Below are 19,706 nucleotides of genomic sequence, written 5' to 3'. Positions count from 1 at the left end.
AGTACAGAGACACTGGATAGAAGGCAGAGCCACTGCGCACGCGCGAAAATCCATGTTATGCTAATTGTGAAAAGCTTTTCACTGAATTGTGAATGCAAGTTATCAATACTAAAATAAATAATTACCCTGCTTGGGAAGGCATTGCGTGGTCGAGAGAACAAAAAGTAAAAATGAGCCAGTCACCTTGTTGGATGTTGCGCGTGAGGCGGGTGTGTCGCCCAGCACGGTGTCGCGCATCCTGAATGGTACGGCCAAGGTCTCTGATGTCAAGCGCAAGGCAGTAGAAACTGCTATTGCAGAAATGAAGTTTGAGCCCAATCAGTTGGCGCAGGGACTGAAAAGTGGTCGGTCCATGACCATAGGCATAGTCGTGCAGGATATTTCCAGCCCCTTCTTTGATGAAACCCTGCATGGGGTCGATGATGGCTTGAAGGGTACCGGCTATGCATCGGTGATTGTTAGCGGACACTGGAATGCAGACGAAGAGGCTGCCCGCATCAAGCTTTTGCTGGCCCGTAAAGTGGATGGCATCATCCTGCTGTCTGGCCGTATCGCTGACAAAAAAGTGTTGGAATTTGCCCTGGATAAACCCATCGTCGCGACTGGCCGCAGCCTCAATAGCAAGACTGCGGTTGGTTTCAAGCTCGACAATGTCCATGGCGCTTATCTGGCAACCCGGCATTTGATCGAGCTGGGTCACCGGCGCATCGCTTTTGTTACTGGGCCGGCAAATAATACAGATGCTGCAGAGCGGCAAGAGGGCTATCAAAATGCTCTGAGTGAAGCCAATATTCCCTTTGAAAAGAACCTGGTGGCTGAGGGTAACTTCCATGAGGCAAGTGGCTTGCTGGCGATTAACCGTTTGCTGGAAACCCAGCAACAATTCAGCGCGGTGTTTGCGGCCAACGATCTTTCTGCTTATGGTGTCAGGCTCGGCCTGTACCGCAAGGGAATACGCGTGCCGGAAGACATCTCCCTGATAGGTTTCGATGACTTACCCAGTTCACTGTATACAACGCCACCGCTGACTACCATCCACCAGCCGTTGTATGACATGGGTTTGCTCGCGACCAAGACTCTGCTGGGTCTGATTGCGGGTAATGAAGTCGATACGACTTTGCCTGGTCTGGAACTGATCGCCAGGGAAACTACCAGACGGATGCGTTAAGGAGGGAGGCTGGACATATCTTTGCGCCTGTAAAACAGGTAAAAGATAAGTCAGCGTGCCTGCCTGGCCGTAAATAATGCACAGCCTTGCAGGGACAACAGACTGCAATCAAAACAATCAGAAATCAACCATGAATCCCGCACCAATTGATTTTTGCGAATGATTATAATCAATCAGGCTCTGGCCATATCCCGAGAACATTTGCAAATAAGCCTTTAGATTGGTCGTAATAGGCATGGCTAGGCTGGCTTGCAATGCACCATGGCCGGTATTGAAATTGCGGCGTGCGGTCAGCGAAAATTCGCGCCCGCCTTTTTCGCGATAGGTGGCATGTATGTCGCCATGCCCCATGTAATCAACGATATCGATATTGTCGTTATCTGACCTGGCGTTATCAAGACGACGCCAGAGTCTTGTGCTGAATGAGAAATTGCCGTGCTCAACTCCCAGCTCGGCATAGACGCGGTTCCAACTGCGCGATAAAGTCGAGGTCTGACCATTCGACTGATGTACCATGCCAAAATTAAGGTAGCGGATATTGAAATCACCGAGGCTTTTATTGATGGGGATCATTGCCATGACTTCTGGCTGGTAATTGGTCTCGCGGAAAGGGCTGGATGCACTGCGGTTATACGCCTGCCAAAAACTTTGCTGGGTGTAGGCCACCCACAGATCAACAGGCGAGTTACCCACTTCTTCAGCCAGTTTCATTTTCATGCTCAGTTGATAAGTCAATTCAACATGCTTGGATTTCACGCCTGCAGGGGTGAATTTCTTGAACGGTTCATCATTCGAGGCATTGCTGTAATTTCCCACCAGCAGATAATTATCATGATGAGGCCGAAACACGAATTTGCCGCGCTTGGATGCTTCATCGAGTTCCCAGCGTTGCACCATGCGCGACATTTCGGGTGCTGCTTCTGGTGGCTTTTCAGGTGCCACGGTCTCTTTCAAATCTTGCAGCGCTTCTGCCTTGGCAATTGGTTTGTCAGCCTCCACTGGGGTAGCTGCCTTGGCGAGAGCATCAAAGCAACTAAGGCGGACACTCGCATCGCCGAGTACGGAACAACGCAACATTTGCTGTTCCATCTCGTTAGCCTGTGCCTGGTTAAATAACGCAGGCGAAATGATGAATAAAGGTAATATTATTTTTTTGAGGTGGGCGGGCATAAGTACTTTAACTGTCAAGATGCGGGTAGGTAACACGTCGCGTGGTTAAGCTAACCAGTCGATGTGTTTGTTTTTTTTGCAAGGATATGCGGGCTTCATCAAGTCGTATGTTCGGTAGCGAACATAATTCTGGCTAATTGCTGACTGCATCGTTGACTCGCAAATTGACGGACTTTGTTTGTATTTTCTAAGGGGCGGCTGTTATATATCTGCAGCCTGTTCCAACATTCTTATGTTTGATCTACTCAATTTTGCATCCTGTCGCATGGCGATTGCAATAATCGAAGCAGCTTGGCAAAGTAGCTATAGATCAAAAGGGAATTGAGTTAAAGCAAAATTTCAAAGCCTGCTCATTTGCTTTACATGTGTAATGGCTTCTAATTATTGTTGCTTATTATTGTTGTTTATTGTGGTTGCTTAATATGCATCTCTGAATGCTTTCAACTTTGGACTTGTGATTTCTCAAAGCTTTATTCAAGACCTTATTGTTTGACTGTTGCTTGATATTTAAGAATTTATTGTTTCGTTCAAGACTTTATTTGGACCTGACAAGTGTTTATCTTGACGCTGAACGGGGGGCGGACTATATTACTGACTCAAAAGTAAGTTAATTTGAGTTGTTAATATTATGCTATGCCCTTTTAAGCCCAAGTGGGAGCGCCGCAAGGATGCCCGCCCGCAAGAATTACTCGCTGCTGCCCTCGATTTATTCGTAGAGCGCGGTTTCGCTGCAACACGTCTGGACGATGTGGCGCGCGCTGCCGGCGTCTCCAAGGGCACTTTGTACCTGTATTTTTCCAGTAAGGAAGAGTTGTTCAAGGCCGTGGTCAGGGAGAGCATAGTTCCTCTGATCGGTGAAGCAGAAGGTGTAATTGATCAGTTTGAAGGCAGTAGTGAAGAGTTGTTCCGCCTGATCATGGCAACCTGGTGGGGCAGCGTGGGGAATAACAAATTATCTGGCTTGCCGAAACTGATGATGGCAGAAGCAGGGAATTTCCCTGAGCTTGCCCGGTTTTACCAGGAAGAGGTCATAGACCGTGGCGAAAGCATGGTCGCCAAGATGTTAAAGCGCGGCATGGCTCGCGGGGATATACGGGACGTGAATCTGGAAATTGATTCCCGTCTTTTGATTGCTCCCATGATCATGATGATGATATGGAAACATTCTCAGGGCGTCTGCAAAGTAGATCCTGAGCAGCTTGATACTTATATAGAACACTATATAGAAATGGCTTTGTGTAGTTTGTTGAAAAAATAGATTTTTTCTTACTGGAGAGTATGCGCTGCTTGACCCTCACACTATGTCAGGCTCTAAAGTCAGGGTTTCTTACGACCTGGACAGTTGATTGACCGTCTTAGCCCCAGGTCCCTGAAACAATTACTTTTGGAAAACAATCATGTTAAAGCGCAAGATTTTCTGGATCATTGCTGTAGTGCTGTTACTGGCTGCAGGAATGATGGTAATGAAGAAAAAATCTCAGGGTAATGTTGTCCAGGCTTCGGCAGGTGCTGCAGCATTGGCTGGGCAGGCGGCTCCTTCAACACTGGAATTCTTGCCCGCCGACATCGTCGAAGTGGGTAATGCCGAAGTCAGAAAATTGCTGGCTTTGTCTGGCGCTCTGCGCGCCATCAACCAGGCTGCGGTCAAGGCCAAAGTAGCTGGTGATATTACCGAAGTGCTGGTGCGCGAAGGCGAGGCCGTGCAGGCTGGCCAAGTCCTGATCAAGATGGACAGCAGTGATTACCTGGCGCGGCAAGAGCAGGCCAAAGGGGCTTTGGCCGCTGCGCAAGGGCAGCTTGAAATTGCCCGCCTCGCACGCGACAATAACAAGGCCTTGCTGGAGAAAAGTTTCATTTCCAAAAATGCCTACGACAATACCAACAGCCAATATGCCATTGCCGTCGCCAATGTCGATAGCGCCAAAGCTGCATTGAATGTGGCGCAAAAAGCGCTGGCGGATACTGTCATACGCGCACCTATCTCAGGCATGATCAGCAACCGTATGGTGCAACCCGGTGAAAAGATTTCGCCGGATAACCGCTTGCTTGATGTCGTTGATTTACGCATGCTGGAAATGGAAGCACCGGTACCAACCCAGGATATTGCCAGCATCAAAATTGGTCAGGCCGTGCAACTCAAAATAGAAGGTGTGCAAACCGCTGTCGATGGCAAGGTAGTGCGTATCAACCCTGCCACGACAGCAGGCTCACGTTCCATCATGGCCTATGTGCAGGTCGCCAATCCCGACACCATTTTGCGCGCAGGTATGTTTGGCGAAGCGCAATTGGTAGTTGATAAAAAAACTGAAGTGCTGACCGTGCCTGACACGGCCATACAATATGAAGGCGAACAGGCTTTCGTCTATGCGATAGAAAATAATATCCTGCAACAAAAGCAGGTCAAGCTGGGCCTGCGTGGTGAAAGCCAGGGCAAGCCCGTGGTTGAGGTGCTGTCCGGCCTGGCACCGCAAGCCAGGATAGTCAAGGCAAACCTGGGTCGTTTGCGTGCGGGCGTGGCTGTGAAACTGATTACCACGATAGGCAAGGTGTAATCATGTGGTTCACACGTATCAGCATAGGCAATCCAGTGCTGGCGACCATGATGATGGTGGCTTTTGTTGTGCTGGGTTTGTTCTCTTACAAGCGTTTGCGGGTAGATCAGTTTCCCGATATTACTTTCCCGGTGGTGGTGATCCAGACTGATTATCCGGGGGCCGCGCCTGAGACCATAGAGTCGGACATCACCCGCAAGGTTGAAGAAACCGTCAATACCATCAACGGTATCAGTGCGCTGACTTCGCGTTCTTATGAAGGCACCTCTGTCGTCATCCTTGAATTTGACCTGACCGTTGATCCCGCACAGGCAGCGCAGGATGTGCGTGAAAAAGTCGCACTCATCAAGGCTGGCTTTCGCAAGGAAGTCAAAGAGCCAAGGGTGACGCGTTACGATCCTTCTGATAAACCTATCTTCTCGGTCTCGGTGACGAATGACGACAAGATCAAGAAACGTGATTTCCGTGAACTGACCACCATCGGTGATCAACTGGTGAAAAAGCGTCTGGAAAACGTACGCGGTGTTGGCTCGGTAACCCTGGTCGGCGGCGTCAAGCGTGAGATCAAGATTTACCTGAAACCGGGTGAAATGGAATCGCTGGGTCTGGGTGTCGATCAGGTCATCAATGCCCTGCGCAATGAAAACCAGGAATTACCTACCGGTGCCATCCGTGCACTCGATAATGAAAAAGTCGTGCAGATACAGGGGCGCATCAAGAACCCGCAAGACTTTGCCCGCATCATCGTGGCCCGCCGTGGTGGCCAGCCAGTCATGCTGTCGCAAGTCGCCAGTGTGGTGGATGGTCAGGAAGAGCAAGAGAGTTTGGCCCTGTATAACGGCCAGCGCACGGTGGCATTGGATATTTTGAAGGCACAGGGACAAAACACCATAGAGGTCGCCGATGGCCTGACTGCTGCCTTGAAGGCGCTGGAACCGCAATTGCAGGCGCAATATCCGGGTGTCAAAGTACAAGTCATCAAGGATGGTTCGCGCCAGATACGTGTGGGTGTAGAGAATGTACGCCGCACCCTGATAGAAGGTGCTGCACTGACCATTTTGATTGTTTTCCTGTTCCTCAATTCATGGCGCTCTACTGTCATTACGGGCCTGACCTTGCCAGTGGCCTTGATAGGCACCTTCCTGTTCATGGACATGTTTGGCTTCACCATCAATATGATTACTCTGATGGCCTTGTCGCTGTGCGTGGGTTTGCTGATTGATGATGCGATTGTGGTGCGTGAAAACATCGTGCGGCATGCTGGCATGAAGGTCAATGGCAAGTTCAAGGATCACCACACGGCAGCGCTGGAAGGTACGGCAGAGATAGGCCTGGCGGTTTTGGCGACGACTTTTTCCATCGTGGCCGTATTCTTGCCAGTCGGTTTCATGGGGGGCATTATCGGTCGCTTCTTCCACCAGTTTGGCATTACCGTTACTGCCGCTGTTTTGATTTCCATGTTTGTGTCTTTCACGCTGGACCCGATGCTGTCATCGATCTGGCCAGACCCGGATGCACATGGTCATCCTACGGTAGATGAAAACGGCAAATCCATTCGCAAGGGCTGGTATGCGAATAGCATAGGCCGTGTGCTGGAACAGTTTGAACGTGGCGTGCAATGGTTTTCGCGCGGTTATCAAGTGATGTTGCGCTGGTCGCTCAAGCACCGCATCAAGACTTTGCTGATCGCCGCACTAACTTTTTTCCTCGGTCTGGCAATTCCGGGTACAGGCTTGATAGGTTCAGAATTTGTACCGCAGGCTGATTATTCCGAAACAGGTGTCAACTACTACACACCTGTGGGCTCATCGCTGGAGCTGACCGAGACCAAGGTGCATCAGGTAGAGGCCGTCGTGAAGGAGTTCCCTGAAGTGCTGGATACCTATAGCACGGTGAATACTGGTTCGGCACAGGGCAAGAATTATGTGACCACCTTTATACGTCTTGTTCCTCGCAAGGACAGGGCCAGAACTACCAGCCAGATGTCAGTGCCGCTACGCACCCGTTTAAGCCAGATTGCTGGTATCACGGTCACGCATATCGGTGCGCTGGACGGTGTAGGTGGTGATAACAAGAATCTGCGTTTCAGTCTGCAAGGCAGTGATCTGGTTGAACTGGCGAAATTGTCGGAGCAGGTACAGGACAAACTGCGTGCAATACCTGGCCTGGTCGATCTGGATTCCAGCCTGAAGGCGCAAAAGCCAACTATCTCGGTGCAACCGCGCCGTGATATTGCAGCAGATCTGGGTGTAGGTGTGGCCCAGATAGGTGGTGCCTTGCGGCCTTTGCTGGCAGGTGAAATTGCCACGACCTGGCGTGCGCCGGATGATGAAAACTATGATGTCACCGTGCGCCTGTCACCGAATGACAGGAATAATGCCGAAGACCTGTCACGTCTGATGCTCAGCAGCACACAGACCAATGCAGACGGCTCACCAAAAATGGTGCCCTTGCGCCAGGTGGCAGACATTAAGCCATCAACAGGCGCCAACCAGATCAACCGCCGTGACCTGAACCGCGAAGTGGAGTTGTCTGCCAATGTGGTGGGCCGTTCTGCAGGTGAAGTCAGTGCTGAAGTCAAAAAAGTGCTGGATGGCATGCAATGGCAACCCGGTTACCGCTACAAGATGGGCGGTGCCACCAAGAACATGACTGAATCCTTCGGCTATGCCTTGTCAGCGCTGGCTTTGGCGGTGATTTTCATCTACATGATCCTGGCATCACAATTTGCCAGTTTCTTGCAGCCGATTGCCATCATGTCGGCTTTGCCCATGACTTTGATCGGTGTTTTCCTGGCTTTGATGTTCTTCCGCTCTACGTTGAACATGTTTTCCATCATCGGTTTCATCATGTTGATGGGATTAGTTACCAAAAATGCGATTTTGCTGGTAGATTTTGCTAATCAGGCAAGAAAAGATGGCATGAACCGCATGGAAGCCTTGCTGGAAGCGGCCCACGTACGTCTGCGCCCCATCCTGATGACGACGCTGGCGATGGTATTTGGCATGGTGCCACTGGCATTTGCCCTGTCTGAAGGGTCTGAGCAGCGTGCGCCGATGGGACAGGCTGTGATAGGCGGGATTGTCACTTCGTCATTACTGACTTTGGTGGTTGTACCGGTGATTTATACCTATCTGGATGATTTGGGGCTGTGGATTACGCAAAAATGGCGCGGTAATCGTCAAACTGCCCAAGTGCTTTGATAAAATGCCGTTTCCATCAATTTTGCAATCGAGTATAGAAATGAATATCGAAAAAGCACGCTTCAACATGATAGAACAACAAATCCGCCCTTGGGATGTGTTGAGCCAGGAAGTACTTGATATGCTGATTGTGGTTAAACGCGAAGAGTATTTCCCGGCAGAACAAAAAAGCCTGGCGTTTTTTGATACCGAGTTGCCTTTGCCGGACGGCAGCAAGGCCATGACGCCAAAGCTGGAAGCTCGCATTTTGCAAGAGCTGGTGTTGAAGAAGCAGGAAAACGTTTTGCTGGTCGGCGCGGGTACAGGTTATCTGGCCGCATTACTGGCTTACTCTGCTCGTCACGTGACTGTGCTGGAATCATCCAAAGTCTTGCATGCACTGGCGACCAGTAATTTGCACCGCAATCATGTCAGCAATGTTGATGTGGTTCTGGCTGATGCTTTCAGCGATAAAAATACGGGTGGTTACGATGCTATCGTCATCGCCGGCGGTCTGGAAGAACTGCCTGAACATCTGCAACAGCAATTGAATGTGGGTGGCCGTTTGCTGGCTTTCATAGGGCAACTGCCAGCATTGACAGCGCAATTATTCACGCGTACTTCAGCAACTGCAGTGAGCAAGAAAAGCTTGTTTGAAACGGTGGTAGAGCCTGCTGCAGGTGCCAAACCAGTTTCGCATTTCAGCCTGTAATCCTGAAAAGAAAACAGGAGACATGGCATGCAAAACATTACTGCAACAGAGCTGGCTCAATGGTTAAACGATAGTAGTAGAAAAGCCCCGGTTTTACTCGATGTACGGGAACCTTGGGAGCATGAGACTTGTCATATCCCCGGTGTGCAACTGATGCCCATGCAGACAGTGCCAGCCCGTTTTCAAGAGCTGGAACCGGACGATGTGATTGTCTGCATCTGCCATCACGGCGGGCGCAGTATGCAGGTAGCAAATTTTTTAGAGCGTCAGGGTTTCACCCAAACAATTAATCTGACTGGTGGTGTGCATGCATGGGCACAACAAGTCGATACGGGTATGCCCACTTATTAATTTACTTTTTTTCGGAGCCTTACATGCGTAATCCTATTCTTGCCACACTGCTGGCCTCAGCTTTCCTGACCTTGAATGCAAATGCAACTGATTTGCTGCAAATTTACAAGGATGCTCTGGCAAATGATGCGCAGTATGCAAGTGCCCGTGCCAGCCTGACTGCGGCACAGGAAAAACCTGTGCAAGGCCGCGCAGGTCTGTTACCCGGTATCGCTCTGAAAGGCAGTGACGGTAAAGCACGCACTGAAGCAGAAAATGACGTAGTCAGCGGCAGTCGTTCATTCACCGGCGTGACCAATACCTGGACACTGGGATTGTCGCAACCTCTGTTCAACTGGGGCAACTGGCAAGCCTATGAACAAAGCAAATTGTCTTTGGTCATCAACCAGGCTTTGTTCGAACAGTCCAAGCAGGATCTGATTATTCGCGTAGCCCAAGCCTATTTTGATGTACTGGCCGCGCAAGATACCCTCGAGACCCTGCGCGCTCAAAAAAGCGCCATCTCTGAACAACTGGCTTCTGCCAAACGCAATTTTGAAGTTGGCACATCGACCATTACCGATACGCACGAAGCGCAAGCCCGTTACGATCTGGTGACTGCGCAAGAATATGCAGGCCAAAGTGATTTGCAAGTCAAGCGCGCTGCCTTGCAACAAATCATCGCCAAAGAAGCTGGTGAGCTGGCGCAATTGAGAACAGGCGTTAAACTCAATGAACCACAACCGGCAGTGATTGATCAATGGGTGACTTCTGCTGAACAGCAAAATTTCAATGTCGTGGCTTCACAAGTGGCGATTGAAGTTGCCAAGCGCGAAGTTGAAAGAAACCGTGCCGGTCATTATCCTACCGTCGATCTGGTCGCCAGTACTGGCCGTACATCCAATGCCGGCGCCACTAATCCTAATCCGACTGGTGTTAACAAGACTACCCAGATCGGTGTGCAATGGAATATCCCTATCTTCGCAGGTTTTTCTGTTGATAGCCGTGTCAAAGAAGCGGTTGCCCTGCAAGAAAAAGCGCGCAATGATTTTGAAACTACCCGTCGCTCAGCAGCGCAGGGGGCAAGGCAGGCTTTTGTCGGCGTAACTTCTGGTCTGGCGCAGGTCAAGGCTTATGAAGCGGCAGAAATTTCCAGCCAGTCAGCACTGGATTCCAACAAGCTTGGTTATCAGGTTGGTGTGCGTATCAACATCGACGTATTGAATGCACAGCAGCAGTTATACACCACACGTCAGACTCTGGCGAAAGCACGTTACGACACTATCCTGAATGGCCTGCGTTTGAAATCAGCCGCAGGCACTTTGAAGGAAGATGATCTGGCCGAAGTGAATGCCTTGTTGCAGCACTAAGCTATTCATCTGGATTTAATCCTGAGGTAAAAAGCTCGCTGAATATATATTCAGCGAGCTTTTTATTTGTATGCATGCTTTTCAGGTTTGTGCGGGCTTGCTTATCTCGCGATAAGTGTTGCTCTGTTCTTCCAGCCATTGCTCAGCCAGATGCAGATTCTCACGTTCCCAGGGACAGAAGCCAGGCTTGAAATAAGCCAGGTAATGTGGCAACGAAAACCATAGCAAGCCACGCGGGCGCAGACAATATTTGAGTGCCTGCCACCAGGTCTTTGGCTTGAATAACTGGCCATCCTTGTACAGACAATGCATGGTCTGCACAGCAGTATCAACACTGAACAACATGCTCACATACAGGAACCAGGTGATGCGCCGGAAATAGCCACCACCTATTGCATGATAGGTATCAAATGCCACGGATTTGTGTTCGGTCTCTTCTACCGAATGCCAGGTCCATAAAGTCTTCAGCGGCTCCTCTGCATCACCTATCCAGCAAGGTTCGCTCAAAGTGCCATCAGCGAAAATGGCAGTGAAATGTTCGTAGGCCATGGTGATGGCGAGATTGCTCCTGACGCTGAGCATGGCTGCCGTGCGTATGCGCCAGGCCACATAGCCTTCCAGGAGATAACTCAGGCCCTGTGCATCCAGTTGCTGATTATATTGCTTGTGGATATGACGGTGACTGGCTTCCTGGCCGATAAATCCCCTGATGTCTTCTTTTAATTGCTCATCCTTGAGCAGGGGCAGAGCCGCCTTGACGCTGTCGATGAAATATTGTTCGCCAAGCGGGAAACTGTAGGACTGGGCATTGAATAAATGGGTACGGAAGGCATCGCCTCCCAGCCAGTGACGTGAGAAGCCCTGGGATAAATCAACTTTCAATTGACGTACTTGCAGAGACTTTCGTTGATTCTTTGGGCTGTTTTCTTGCTGGCTCATATTTATCGTGTTTCCCATGTTGGTCATGAAAAACAGTTTAAATAATTAGCCTTTCACGTCATTGTATCAATGCGTCAAATTTGTACCGACCCGTCAATCGATCAATAAAAAAAGTTTATTGAAATCTTCATCCGGCATCAGATAAATCCAGTATGCCGGATCGCGGGCGCTGATTTTTTGCCTGAGCTGCGCAGGTGGAATGCCTGCCAGCTCCACATATTCCCTGTGCATGTGAGCCTGATCGTAGTAACCGGTATCCTGGGCAATCTGGGTCAGGTCTCCCCAGCCGACATCTGGCTTGATGATGTGGGGCAGGGAAAAACCAAACCTGACTATGCGCCTGACATCACGCAGAGTGACACCAAAATTCTCGCGTACCCGGCGTTCCAGCTGTCTTTGCCCTATGCCAAAATATTCGGATAACTCCAACAGCGGGAAAAATATCTTCTTGTGTGCCGCCAGAAATGCCGCGCCTATGCTGCTCCTGGGTTTGTGATCAAGTACATTGAGCAAAAACTGTTGAAATAAATCCACGATGGCTCTGCCATCTTCTACTTTGTCCAGCCCTTGCAGGAAGTTCTGAGTGCGCTCGGGGCATACCAGATCCTGAAAAGGCAGGGCACTACCCGCAATACTTGCAACGTTGATGCCCATGGCTTGTTGCAGCATGCCAGGACGGAAACATACCGACAAGCTCATGGTTCCAGGAGCGTAGCGCACATGTGCGGGCTCCATGAAGGGACCACGCAAGAAAAAGCGTTCAGCAACGAATTCGCTTTGATCTGCCCCGATGACGGTTGCGCCGCCACGGGCGAACAGCATGATGGAGGGACACAAGGTAGCTGGCAAAAATACTTCGCAGGCATCCAGTTCCACTATCATGATATGCATGATTAATGGAGACAGCTTGGGGTGAGAGGGGAAAACCTGGTATTTAATAGGAGTATGCAAGGTGGTTTGGATAGTCGTCTGGTACTGGATCAGGCGTTATTTTACCCAAAGCCTGCACGTCGCTGCTATTTCATGCAGATGAAAAGCAGAGAACCCCATCATCTGCTAATGCTGCATGCGGAATTTGGTAATCACATTTTATACATGACTTGCAGGAAGAAATTACGTTTTGGCAGCGGTATGTCATTGATGATGCTGCCCGGAGCAAAACTGGGTTCTCGTGCATCAACATTCATCAGATTGCGGATGCTGCCAGATATTTCCCAGGCCCCGGCATTGGTACGCAGGCTGAGATCAATCAATTTGTAATCTGCCACTGGTGGGCGCAGATCACCCAAGGTGCGCTTGCGTCCTGCCACCCAGTTGAATTGCGGACTCAATAACCAGTCTTGCGCAAATTGCCAGTCGGCGCGGGCAAAGATATGGTGATGTGGTGCATAACCTGCGTCCTGATTGGTGACCTGGTCGGTATTGATTTGATAGCTGTAGTTGCCGCTAACCCGCAACTGGCGGCTGGCTTGCCAGTTCAACTCTGTTTCCACGCCATGCCCCTCCTGGCTATTGGTATTCGCGTAGGAGCTGCCCGTGCCCTTGATTGCATTGGGCACGGTACGTATCAGGTTTTTCATCCTGAACTGGAAGATATTGAGTTTTGCCTGCAGATCATTGCGTGCCTGCCATATCAGGGCAGCTTCCAGGGTCTTGATGCTCTCGGGTTGTATGGACGAGTTGCCGCGTTGTGCAGGATTATTGATGCTGTAAAGCTCATTAAAAGAGGGCGCACGGAAAGCCTGGCCATACAGCAGTTTGGCCGTCAGGTTATACGCAGCTTCCCACACCAGCGCTACACGTGGGTTGGTCGTGCTGCCTACATCAGAAAAATTATCGTGCCGGATACCTGCCGTCAGATTCCAGTCCGGCGCGAATTGCCATTCATCCTGAGCATATACATAATCTATCTTGCGGCGGTGCGGCTCCAAAAATGCCAGCGCACCCGTGTAAGTTTGTACCGGACCCGCAGGTTGCGGCAACCCGGCAGGGGTGATCAGAAAATTCTTGAATTCATAGGTGTCGTACATGTTCAGGTCATCATGTCCGACGCCGACACGTAGCTGATGGTCACGCCAGCCTGAATACACGGCATAGGCAGACACACGCAATTGTCGCTCAGAGGTATTGGGGGCACCTATGATCCCGTCAGGGAAATTACCAGTAGGGAACGTCACTCCTGGTGGATACAAGATCAGGGGCGAGGGCAGGCGTTGCAAGTATTGCGAATAACTCATATTGAAGCCCAGACCCCAGTCTTGACCAATGTGATGATCGCTCCACGACAAGTCTGACGTGAGACGCTGGCTTTTTAATTTGCCGCTAGGGTCAAGTGCCGAAGAAGTCCCCGTTCCCGTGCCCATGTTATCGCGCAGGATGAAATTGCTGCGCCAGCGCCATTTCTCATAACTCAGGTCAAGATGGGCATCAACTGCATCATGACCATTATTCAAGGGGCCGGGGGCCAGACTGGCATGGGTGCCAAATACGCGGTCCAGGCCGGTTTGCGCATCGGCTGTGACGATTTCTGCACTGCCTGCGCTTTTGCCTATCCGAAAATAAGCGGCGACATCCACGCCGCCCAGTTTGCCGCCATGCTGTATCCAGATATCGCGATTGGAAAATGAACCGGTGTTAATACCAAATTCCGTGCCCTGTATTTCTGAAGCGGTTTTGGTGATGATATTGATGACACCGCTATAGGCATCAGCACCGTAAAGGGCGGAGCCCGGTCCCCGGATGATTTCTATGCGGGAGATATGCTGCAAGGGGTAACTGCCCCACAGGCGCGATCTGTTCCCTGTCAGCAGCACAGTCATCGGTACGCCGTTTTGCAACACCAGGATTTGCGAATTGAGTTCATTGATGATGCCCCGCACGACATAGGCAGAAAAATTGTTGGCACCGATTTTTTCTGCATGCACGCCTGCCACGGTTTCCATGACCTGATCCAGATCAGTCGCACCCATAGCGCGAATATCGGCGGCAGTGATAACGCTGGTAACGGCGGGTGCCAGCCGCAGCGACTTTTGGCTACCCGTAGCAATACTGACGGTCAGTTTGTCGCCATAGACGGCCTTGAGGTCATCGTCTTCTTCATTATTGTCTGCAGCAGCATGTGCCGCCAGTGAAAAAGACAAAAGCAGGGCGCTCAGCATGGCTGTATGTGGTGGCAATTGCATCATTCCTCCCGGAGCAGACATTGCTTGAATGCACTCATCATAAATCCGCCAGCGAAGGCTGTCACCGGTTTCTGCAGCAGCCTGCTGAATGTAGCAATGCTTAACAAGTCTGAAGACATGCTGTGTGGTGGGAATGCCGCATTCTCGCTGATCTTGAGGCGGGATTATATTTTGTGCATGACTTGCAGATACACCGCTCTGTGTGCCATCGGCAGGTTATCAAGCCAGGCAAGCTTAAATCTTTAAAAACAACGCCGTTTTACAACGGTGGCAAGAAATCGCGGAAATCCTGATGGTATGATGCACGTTTAATACCCTGCTTTTGTCAGTATTTGCTTTCTCATTTCTGGTTTGACAGATCATGTTAATCACTATCTTTGTGGCTGCCAGTTTGCTGGTGCTGGCAGGAACTTACAGCCTGTGCGGCAACCTGTATCTGTTGTTTTCAGGCGAGCGCCCCGCGAACTGGCAAAAACACTTTTACCTCTGCTTGCTGGGCGGGCTGTTGTTGGGTCTGGCATCGTGGCTGGGCACTTTCTGGATGCTGCTGCCTTATCCAAATATAGCGGGTGATGGCTGGTTTGCTGGCTTCCCCTATGTGGCGGTATATATCGATGACACTGCTTATCACTACCATTTTGGTTTCACCAGAGCCAGTGTGCTCGCCAATGGCTTGTTCTGGTTTCTGTTGCCCATGACGGGTCTGCATTTATATGCCAGGCACTGGCAACGTCAACAAAAGAAAACTCGCTGAGAATTTGCCTGGCGTCAAAGATTTTTTGCCTATACTGGTGAGATGGTTCTGAACCAGGGCTGACCAGGGAGCAAAAAATGAAAAAACAAGTTTTCCCATTTACCATGGTGGATGTCTTTGCCAGGCAAACACTGGCAGGCAATGGTCTCAGTGTCTTCGTGCTGGAGCAAACCTTGTCTGCTTACATGATGCAGGCAATGACGCGCGAAATGCGCCAGTTCGAGAGTATCTTCCTGCAGAAGCTGGAAGGGCAGCACAGATGGCGAACTCATATTTTCACCATGGAAGAAGAACTGGGCTTTGCCGGTCATCCCATCATCGGTGCGGCAGCATGCCTGCATCAGCTTTACCAGTCGGACAGCAAGACAGCGGAATTTGAATTCGTCCTGAACGAACGCAGTGTATTTGCCAGTAGCAAACAAGAGAATGGCAATTTTTTTGCTGAAATGAATCAGGGTAAAGCCAGTTTCGGGGAACCCTTGAGCACAAGTGTTGCCGAAAATTTCTTGAAGGCTCTGAACCTGCATGCACATGACCAGGTAGCGGATTTGCCACTGCAAGTGGTATCGACAGGCCTGCCTTATCTGATCGTGCCTATACAACAACACCTCGACAAAGCGCGTGTCTGCCATGAAAAGTTTGAAGCGCTGCTGGCCAGCGTGGGCGCGAAATTTGTCTATGTGCTGGATGTACAGCGCCGCGAAGGGCGTACCTGGGACAATGAAGGCAAGGTGGAAGATATCGCGACTGGCAGTGCGGTCGGCCCTGCCGGTGCCTACATGGTCAGGCATCAGCGCGCCCAGGCTGGCGATACGCAAATTTTTGCCCAGGGCGCCTATGTGCACAGACCTAGTGAATTGTATGTGAATGTGAGTGCCGAAGATGAAACTGTGCTGGTACATGGGCAAGTTTGTCTGGTCGCCAGGGGCGAGCTCTACGTATAAAGCCGTGAATCTGGTGCCGATGTGAGAGCATAGATCAGAGCATAGGCATCAACTCTGCTGACTGGCACAGCGGTAAAAAACATCCATGAATTGCGGCAACGGCGTCCGTGATTTGCCTGTTGAAACGATCACTGCGCGATATTGGCATGACAAATTGAATTTCCCCCTAAGCTTGTCTTTCTGACCTCAGCATAGCTCTGGCGCTACAGTTTCTCGCATGAACGATCGTCCTTGCTTGCCCTTGCAGCTGGATTGTTATGCTGAAATTTTTAGAGGTTAATAAGTAGTCCAATTACATAAAGTAGTCTAACTACATTACTCTCCTGCCCCCTTGTGGGGCATACACAACACATTTCAGTGCATAGAGCTAGCCTTGCTATAGAGGCCTTATGTGGCGCACGTATTTTGTTTGTAGTTTTTTGTAGTCTTCGTTTGACATTGAATCTAGTTTTAGTACAAAATTCATCTCGGAACGTTGGGTTCTGATTGCCGGGCTGGAATGTTGGGTTTCTGTCTGGTGACTCAAAGAGTGCAAGTCAAATAAAAGTGTGAGGGGACATTACATGAAACAAGCTACGCATAAGCGTCGGCAGGGCGAAGCTCTGCACCGTTTTTCTTTTAAATTGAGTCCGGTCGCGGCTGGATGTGCGGTATTGATCTTTGGCATGACCGACATCGCTACAGCGCAAGAAGCAACTGGTACTACCGTGGTCGTGACAGGCATCCGCAAGGGTATAGAAGAAGCCATCTCGATCAAGAGAAATTCCAATTCTATCGTCGAGGCCATTTCGGCGGAAGACATAGGCAAATTGCCTGATGCCAGCGTTGCCGAATCGATAGCCCGTTTGCCGGGTGTGACCGCACAGCGCAGCCGTTCGTCTGGTAAAGCTGCAGATATCAGTGTGCGTGGCTTGTCCCCAAGTTTTAATGGTTCCCTGTTGAATGGCCGTGAACAGGCTTCCACAGGCAATGCCCGCAGCCCGGAATTTGATCTGTTCCCGGCTGAACTCATGGGTTCCGTATTGATCTACAAAACGCCCGACGCAGCGCTGGTTGGCCAGGGGCTGGCAGCGACGATAGATTTGAATACACTCAAGCCACTGGATTTTGGCAAGCGTGTACTGGCAGCCAGCTATCGCAAACAACGCACGGGCGTACAATCCGGCTCCGAAGAGGGCACAGGCGACCGCGCATCATTCTCTTATGTAGATCAGTTTGCGAACCGTACTCTGGGCGTGTCTTTGGGCTTGACCAAGTTCAAGGAAGATGGCGGCGGCCAGCAAAAGTTCGATTCCTGGGGCGGTTTTGCGCCGACTGTCGATTATAACGGTGCCAAAGTTGTGGCTCCGGGTGGTTTTAAGTCTGACACGGAAGTCAGTAAGAGTAACCGTGACGGCGCTTCCCTGACTCTGCAATACAAGCCAAATAAAAACTTCAAATCTACGGTTGATGTATTTTATTCTGCCGGCTCTACCAGCCTGAAGAAAACCGGTCTGGAAGGTGCAATTGCCGGGTCAGCCGGTGGCTATGATCCAGACGGCGTACTCAGCAATGCAACCATCGTCAATGGTGTTGCCACCGCCGGTACTTTCAGTAACTATAAAGGCGTAGTTCGCAATCACAAAGAAAGCGCTGACGACAAGTTGACGTCGATAGGCTGGAACAGTGAAATGAAACTCGACGAGTGGACTGCAGTAGCTGATTTGTCTTATTCAAAAGCCGTCAAGCATAGCAAACGCTACGAAACCACGGCAGGTCAGCCGGGTGACGTAACGCCACTGGGCTCGATTTCTTATACCGGTTTTAATGGTGGTAATTTTTCTGATGTTAAGTACTCCACCAGCCTGAATTATTCCGACCGCAATGTTTCCAGATTGACTGATGTCGATGGCTGGGGTGGTGGTCCAAATACACCGCAAGCCGGGTATGTTGCTTTGCCAGATATTAATGACAAGGTCAACAGCATACGCCTGAGCGCTAAACGCGACCTGAATTTTGGTCCTGTGGTAGCGGCACAGTTTGGCCTTAACTATACTGAGCGCGATAAAGCCCGTACTGGCCAGGAAGGCCGTCTGGTCGTTAAAGGCGGTGGTGGCTATGCTTCTGCAGCGGTACCAGGCAGTGCAGTGGCAACTGCGGGCACAGTTGGTTTGCCAGTAGTCTCGTTTGACCCTGATGGCTCTTTGGGCCCGATTTATGAACTGGCGCGCTGGGTTGATGCATCCGTGCTCGCAAAAGACTGGACCGTCAATGAAAAAGTAACGACCGCCTACGCAATGGGTGATCTGGATGGTCAGGTAATGGGTTTGAATTATCGCGGTAATTTTGGCGGTCAATTCATTCATACTAATCAGCGATCGACTGGTAATCAGGTTGATCTGGCCAAGTGCACAGGCATCACTGTAGATACTTGCCCATTCAAGACTACCTCAGGTGGCAAGTCTTATTCTGATTTCCTGCCTAGCCTGAACGTCTCTTTTGATCTCGGTAAAGAGCAGTTCTTGCGTGTAGGTCTGGCAAAAGTTTTGTCACGCGCAAACATGGATGATTTGCGTGCCAGCCAGGAATTTGGTGTCAAAACCACGGGTCAATTTCCTATCCTTGGCGGCAGTGGCGGGAATCCGGATTTGAAACCTTTCAGCGCCAAGGCTTTTGACTTGTCGTACGAAAAATATTTCGGCAAGAAGGGTTATTTCAGCGTTGCCGGTTTCTATAAGCAACTCGATACTTATATCTACCGTGCACCACGTACTTTCGACTTTAAGCCTTTTGTCAGTGCAACTACACCTTTGCCTCTGAGTGGTCCATATCAAGGTTCGACTGTTGGTTTGCTGACGACGCCACAAAATGGTGAAGGCGGCAATATTCATGGCTTTGAAGTTGCCTTGAATATTCCATTCTCCATGATCACTCCGGTGCTGGATGGTTTTGGTGTCATGGTGAATCACTCTGATACCTCAAGCCAGATCACGCTGCCAGCGTTTGGTTTCGGCACTTCAAATATCAGTGCGCAAAATATTCCTTTGCCAGGCCTCTCCAAGCGTGTCAGCAATCTGCGTTTGTACTATGAAAAAAATGGCTTCCAGATCGCCATTGCAGGTCGCAAACGCTCTGATTTCCTGGGGCAGATCAGCGACTTCCAGGACAATCAGCAATTGACTTTCATCAAGGGTGAAACTATCGTTGATTTCCAGGTCTCGTATGAATTCCAGACTGGTTACCTGAAGGGTTTGTCATTGCTGGCGCAAGCCAATAACTGGAACAACGCACCGTTCCAGCAATATGATACTGATCCAAACAAGATCACGGACAAGACCGTGTATGGCAGGACTTATCTATTCGGCCTGAACTACAAGTTCTAAGAACCAGTTTGCGATCTTAAGCGCGTGGGAGTCCTGATTAT

At 50.3% G+C, this 19,706-nt stretch carries 14 protein-coding genes; 10 read left to right on the top strand and 4 right to left on the bottom strand.

Going from position 1 to position 19,706, the window contains the following annotated elements:
* Nucleotides 1-145: 145 nt before the first annotated feature.
* Nucleotides 146-1,168, top strand: a complete 1,023-nt coding sequence (locus tag ACO0LN_RS21990) for a LacI family DNA-binding transcriptional regulator (protein WP_422977478.1) — start codon at nt 146-148, stop codon at nt 1,166-1,168.
* A gap of 117 nt (nt 1,169-1,285) precedes the next feature.
* Here the strand turns inward: ACO0LN_RS21990 and ACO0LN_RS21985 are convergent, their stop codons facing one another.
* Entirely contained in the window at nt 1,286-2,257 is a 972-nt protein-coding gene (locus ACO0LN_RS21985) for a phospholipase A (RefSeq protein ID WP_422977476.1), read from the bottom strand.
* A 709-nt stretch (nt 2,258-2,966) separates the two neighbouring features.
* Here ACO0LN_RS21985 and ACO0LN_RS21980 point away from each other — a divergent pair.
* The 6 genes from ACO0LN_RS21980 to ACO0LN_RS21955 all read left to right on the top strand — a co-directional run bounded on the left by ACO0LN_RS21980 (nt 2,967) and on the right by ACO0LN_RS21955 (nt 10,484).
* Entirely contained in the window at nt 2,967-3,596 is a 630-nt protein-coding gene (locus ACO0LN_RS21980) for a TetR/AcrR family transcriptional regulator (RefSeq protein ID WP_422977474.1), read from the top strand.
* A gap of 139 nt (nt 3,597-3,735) precedes the next feature.
* Entirely contained in the window at nt 3,736-4,890 is a 1,155-nt protein-coding gene (locus ACO0LN_RS21975) for an efflux RND transporter periplasmic adaptor subunit (RefSeq protein WP_422977472.1), read from the top strand.
* A 2-nt stretch (nt 4,891-4,892) separates the two neighbouring features.
* The gene (locus ACO0LN_RS21970) at nt 4,893-8,093 is read left to right on the top strand and encodes an efflux RND transporter permease subunit (RefSeq protein ID WP_422977470.1); all 3,201 of its coding nucleotides are present in this window, start codon (nt 4,893-4,895) and stop codon (nt 8,091-8,093) included.
* 40 nt (nt 8,094-8,133) lie between these two features.
* Entirely contained in the window at nt 8,134-8,784 is a 651-nt protein-coding gene (locus tag ACO0LN_RS21965) for a protein-L-isoaspartate O-methyltransferase family protein (protein ID WP_422977468.1), read from the top strand.
* A gap of 27 nt (nt 8,785-8,811) precedes the next feature.
* Entirely contained in the window at nt 8,812-9,135 is a 324-nt protein-coding gene (locus ACO0LN_RS21960; protein WP_162040090.1) for a rhodanese-like domain-containing protein, read from the top strand.
* A 23-nt stretch (nt 9,136-9,158) separates the two neighbouring features.
* The gene (locus tag ACO0LN_RS21955) at nt 9,159-10,484 is read left to right on the top strand and encodes a TolC family outer membrane protein (RefSeq protein WP_422977465.1); all 1,326 of its coding nucleotides are present in this window, start codon (nt 9,159-9,161) and stop codon (nt 10,482-10,484) included.
* A gap of 81 nt (nt 10,485-10,565) precedes the next feature.
* On the opposite strand, the gene ACO0LN_RS21950 is transcribed toward ACO0LN_RS21955, so the two are convergent.
* From ACO0LN_RS21950 to ACO0LN_RS21940, 3 genes are all read right to left on the bottom strand, one after another.
* A complete protein-coding gene (locus ACO0LN_RS21950) occupies nt 10,566-11,441 on the bottom strand; it encodes a metal-dependent hydrolase (protein WP_422977464.1) in 876 nt (291 codons plus the stop codon).
* 75 nt (nt 11,442-11,516) lie between these two features.
* The gene (locus tag ACO0LN_RS21945; RefSeq protein ID WP_422977462.1) at nt 11,517-12,314 is read right to left on the bottom strand and encodes a helix-turn-helix domain-containing protein; all 798 of its coding nucleotides are present in this window, start codon (nt 12,312-12,314) and stop codon (nt 11,517-11,519) included.
* A gap of 191 nt (nt 12,315-12,505) precedes the next feature.
* The gene (locus ACO0LN_RS21940) at nt 12,506-14,605 is read right to left on the bottom strand and encodes a TonB-dependent receptor plug domain-containing protein (RefSeq protein ID WP_422977460.1); all 2,100 of its coding nucleotides are present in this window, start codon (nt 14,603-14,605) and stop codon (nt 12,506-12,508) included.
* 361 nt (nt 14,606-14,966) lie between these two features.
* Between ACO0LN_RS21940 and ACO0LN_RS21935 the strand changes: the two genes are divergently transcribed.
* The 3 genes from ACO0LN_RS21935 (at nt 14,967) to ACO0LN_RS21925 (ending at nt 19,665) form a co-directional block, all read left to right on the top strand.
* Entirely contained in the window at nt 14,967-15,359 is a 393-nt protein-coding gene (locus ACO0LN_RS21935) for a hypothetical protein (RefSeq protein WP_422977458.1), read from the top strand.
* 77 nt (nt 15,360-15,436) lie between these two features.
* Nucleotides 15,437-16,303, top strand: coding sequence for a PhzF family phenazine biosynthesis protein (locus tag ACO0LN_RS21930; protein WP_422977456.1), 867 nt, complete (start codon nt 15,437-15,439; stop codon nt 16,301-16,303).
* A 563-nt stretch (nt 16,304-16,866) separates the two neighbouring features.
* Nucleotides 16,867-19,665 carry a TonB-dependent receptor gene (locus ACO0LN_RS21925; protein ID WP_422977454.1) on the top strand — a complete coding sequence of 933 codons (2,799 nt, stop codon included), beginning with the start codon at nt 16,867-16,869 and terminating at the stop codon, nt 19,663-19,665.
* Nucleotides 19,666-19,706: the final 41 nt, after the last annotated feature.

Source organism: Undibacterium sp. TC9W (assembly GCF_049339865.1).
In the GTDB taxonomy this organism is placed as follows: Bacteria; Pseudomonadota; Gammaproteobacteria; order Burkholderiales; family Burkholderiaceae_D; genus Undibacterium.
Note: the sequence above shows the minus strand (reverse complement) of the source record. Positions and strands in the feature narration are given on the sequence as shown.

Coding starts and splice junctions, on each gene's coding strand:
- ACO0LN_RS21985 (WP_422977476.1), bottom strand. CDS start 2,257: ATGGAACAGCAAATGTTGCGTTGTTCCGTACTCGGCGATGCGAGTGTC.
- ACO0LN_RS21980 (WP_422977474.1), top strand. CDS start 2,967: ATGCTATGCCCTTTTAAGCCCAAGTGGGAGCGCCGCAAGGATGCCCGC.
- ACO0LN_RS21975 (WP_422977472.1), top strand. CDS start 3,736: ATGTTAAAGCGCAAGATTTTCTGGATCATTGCTGTAGTGCTGTTACTG.
- ACO0LN_RS21970 (WP_422977470.1), top strand. CDS start 4,893: ATGTGGTTCACACGTATCAGCATAGGCAATCCAGTGCTGGCGACCATG.
- ACO0LN_RS21965 (WP_422977468.1), top strand. CDS start 8,134: ATGAATATCGAAAAAGCACGCTTCAACATGATAGAACAACAAATCCGC.
- ACO0LN_RS21960 (WP_162040090.1), top strand. CDS start 8,812: ATGCAAAACATTACTGCAACAGAGCTGGCTCAATGGTTAAACGATAGT.
- ACO0LN_RS21955 (WP_422977465.1), top strand. CDS start 9,159: ATGCGTAATCCTATTCTTGCCACACTGCTGGCCTCAGCTTTCCTGACC.
- ACO0LN_RS21950 (WP_422977464.1), bottom strand. CDS start 11,441: ATGGGAAACACGATAAATATGAGCCAGCAAGAAAACAGCCCAAAGAAT.
- ACO0LN_RS21945 (WP_422977462.1), bottom strand. CDS start 12,314: ATGCATATCATGATAGTGGAACTGGATGCCTGCGAAGTATTTTTGCCA.
- ACO0LN_RS21940 (WP_422977460.1), bottom strand. CDS start 14,605: ATGCAATTGCCACCACATACAGCCATGCTGAGCGCCCTGCTTTTGTCT.
- ACO0LN_RS21935 (WP_422977458.1), top strand. CDS start 14,967: ATGTTAATCACTATCTTTGTGGCTGCCAGTTTGCTGGTGCTGGCAGGA.
- ACO0LN_RS21930 (WP_422977456.1), top strand. CDS start 15,437: ATGAAAAAACAAGTTTTCCCATTTACCATGGTGGATGTCTTTGCCAGG.
- ACO0LN_RS21925 (WP_422977454.1), top strand. CDS start 16,867: ATGAAACAAGCTACGCATAAGCGTCGGCAGGGCGAAGCTCTGCACCGT.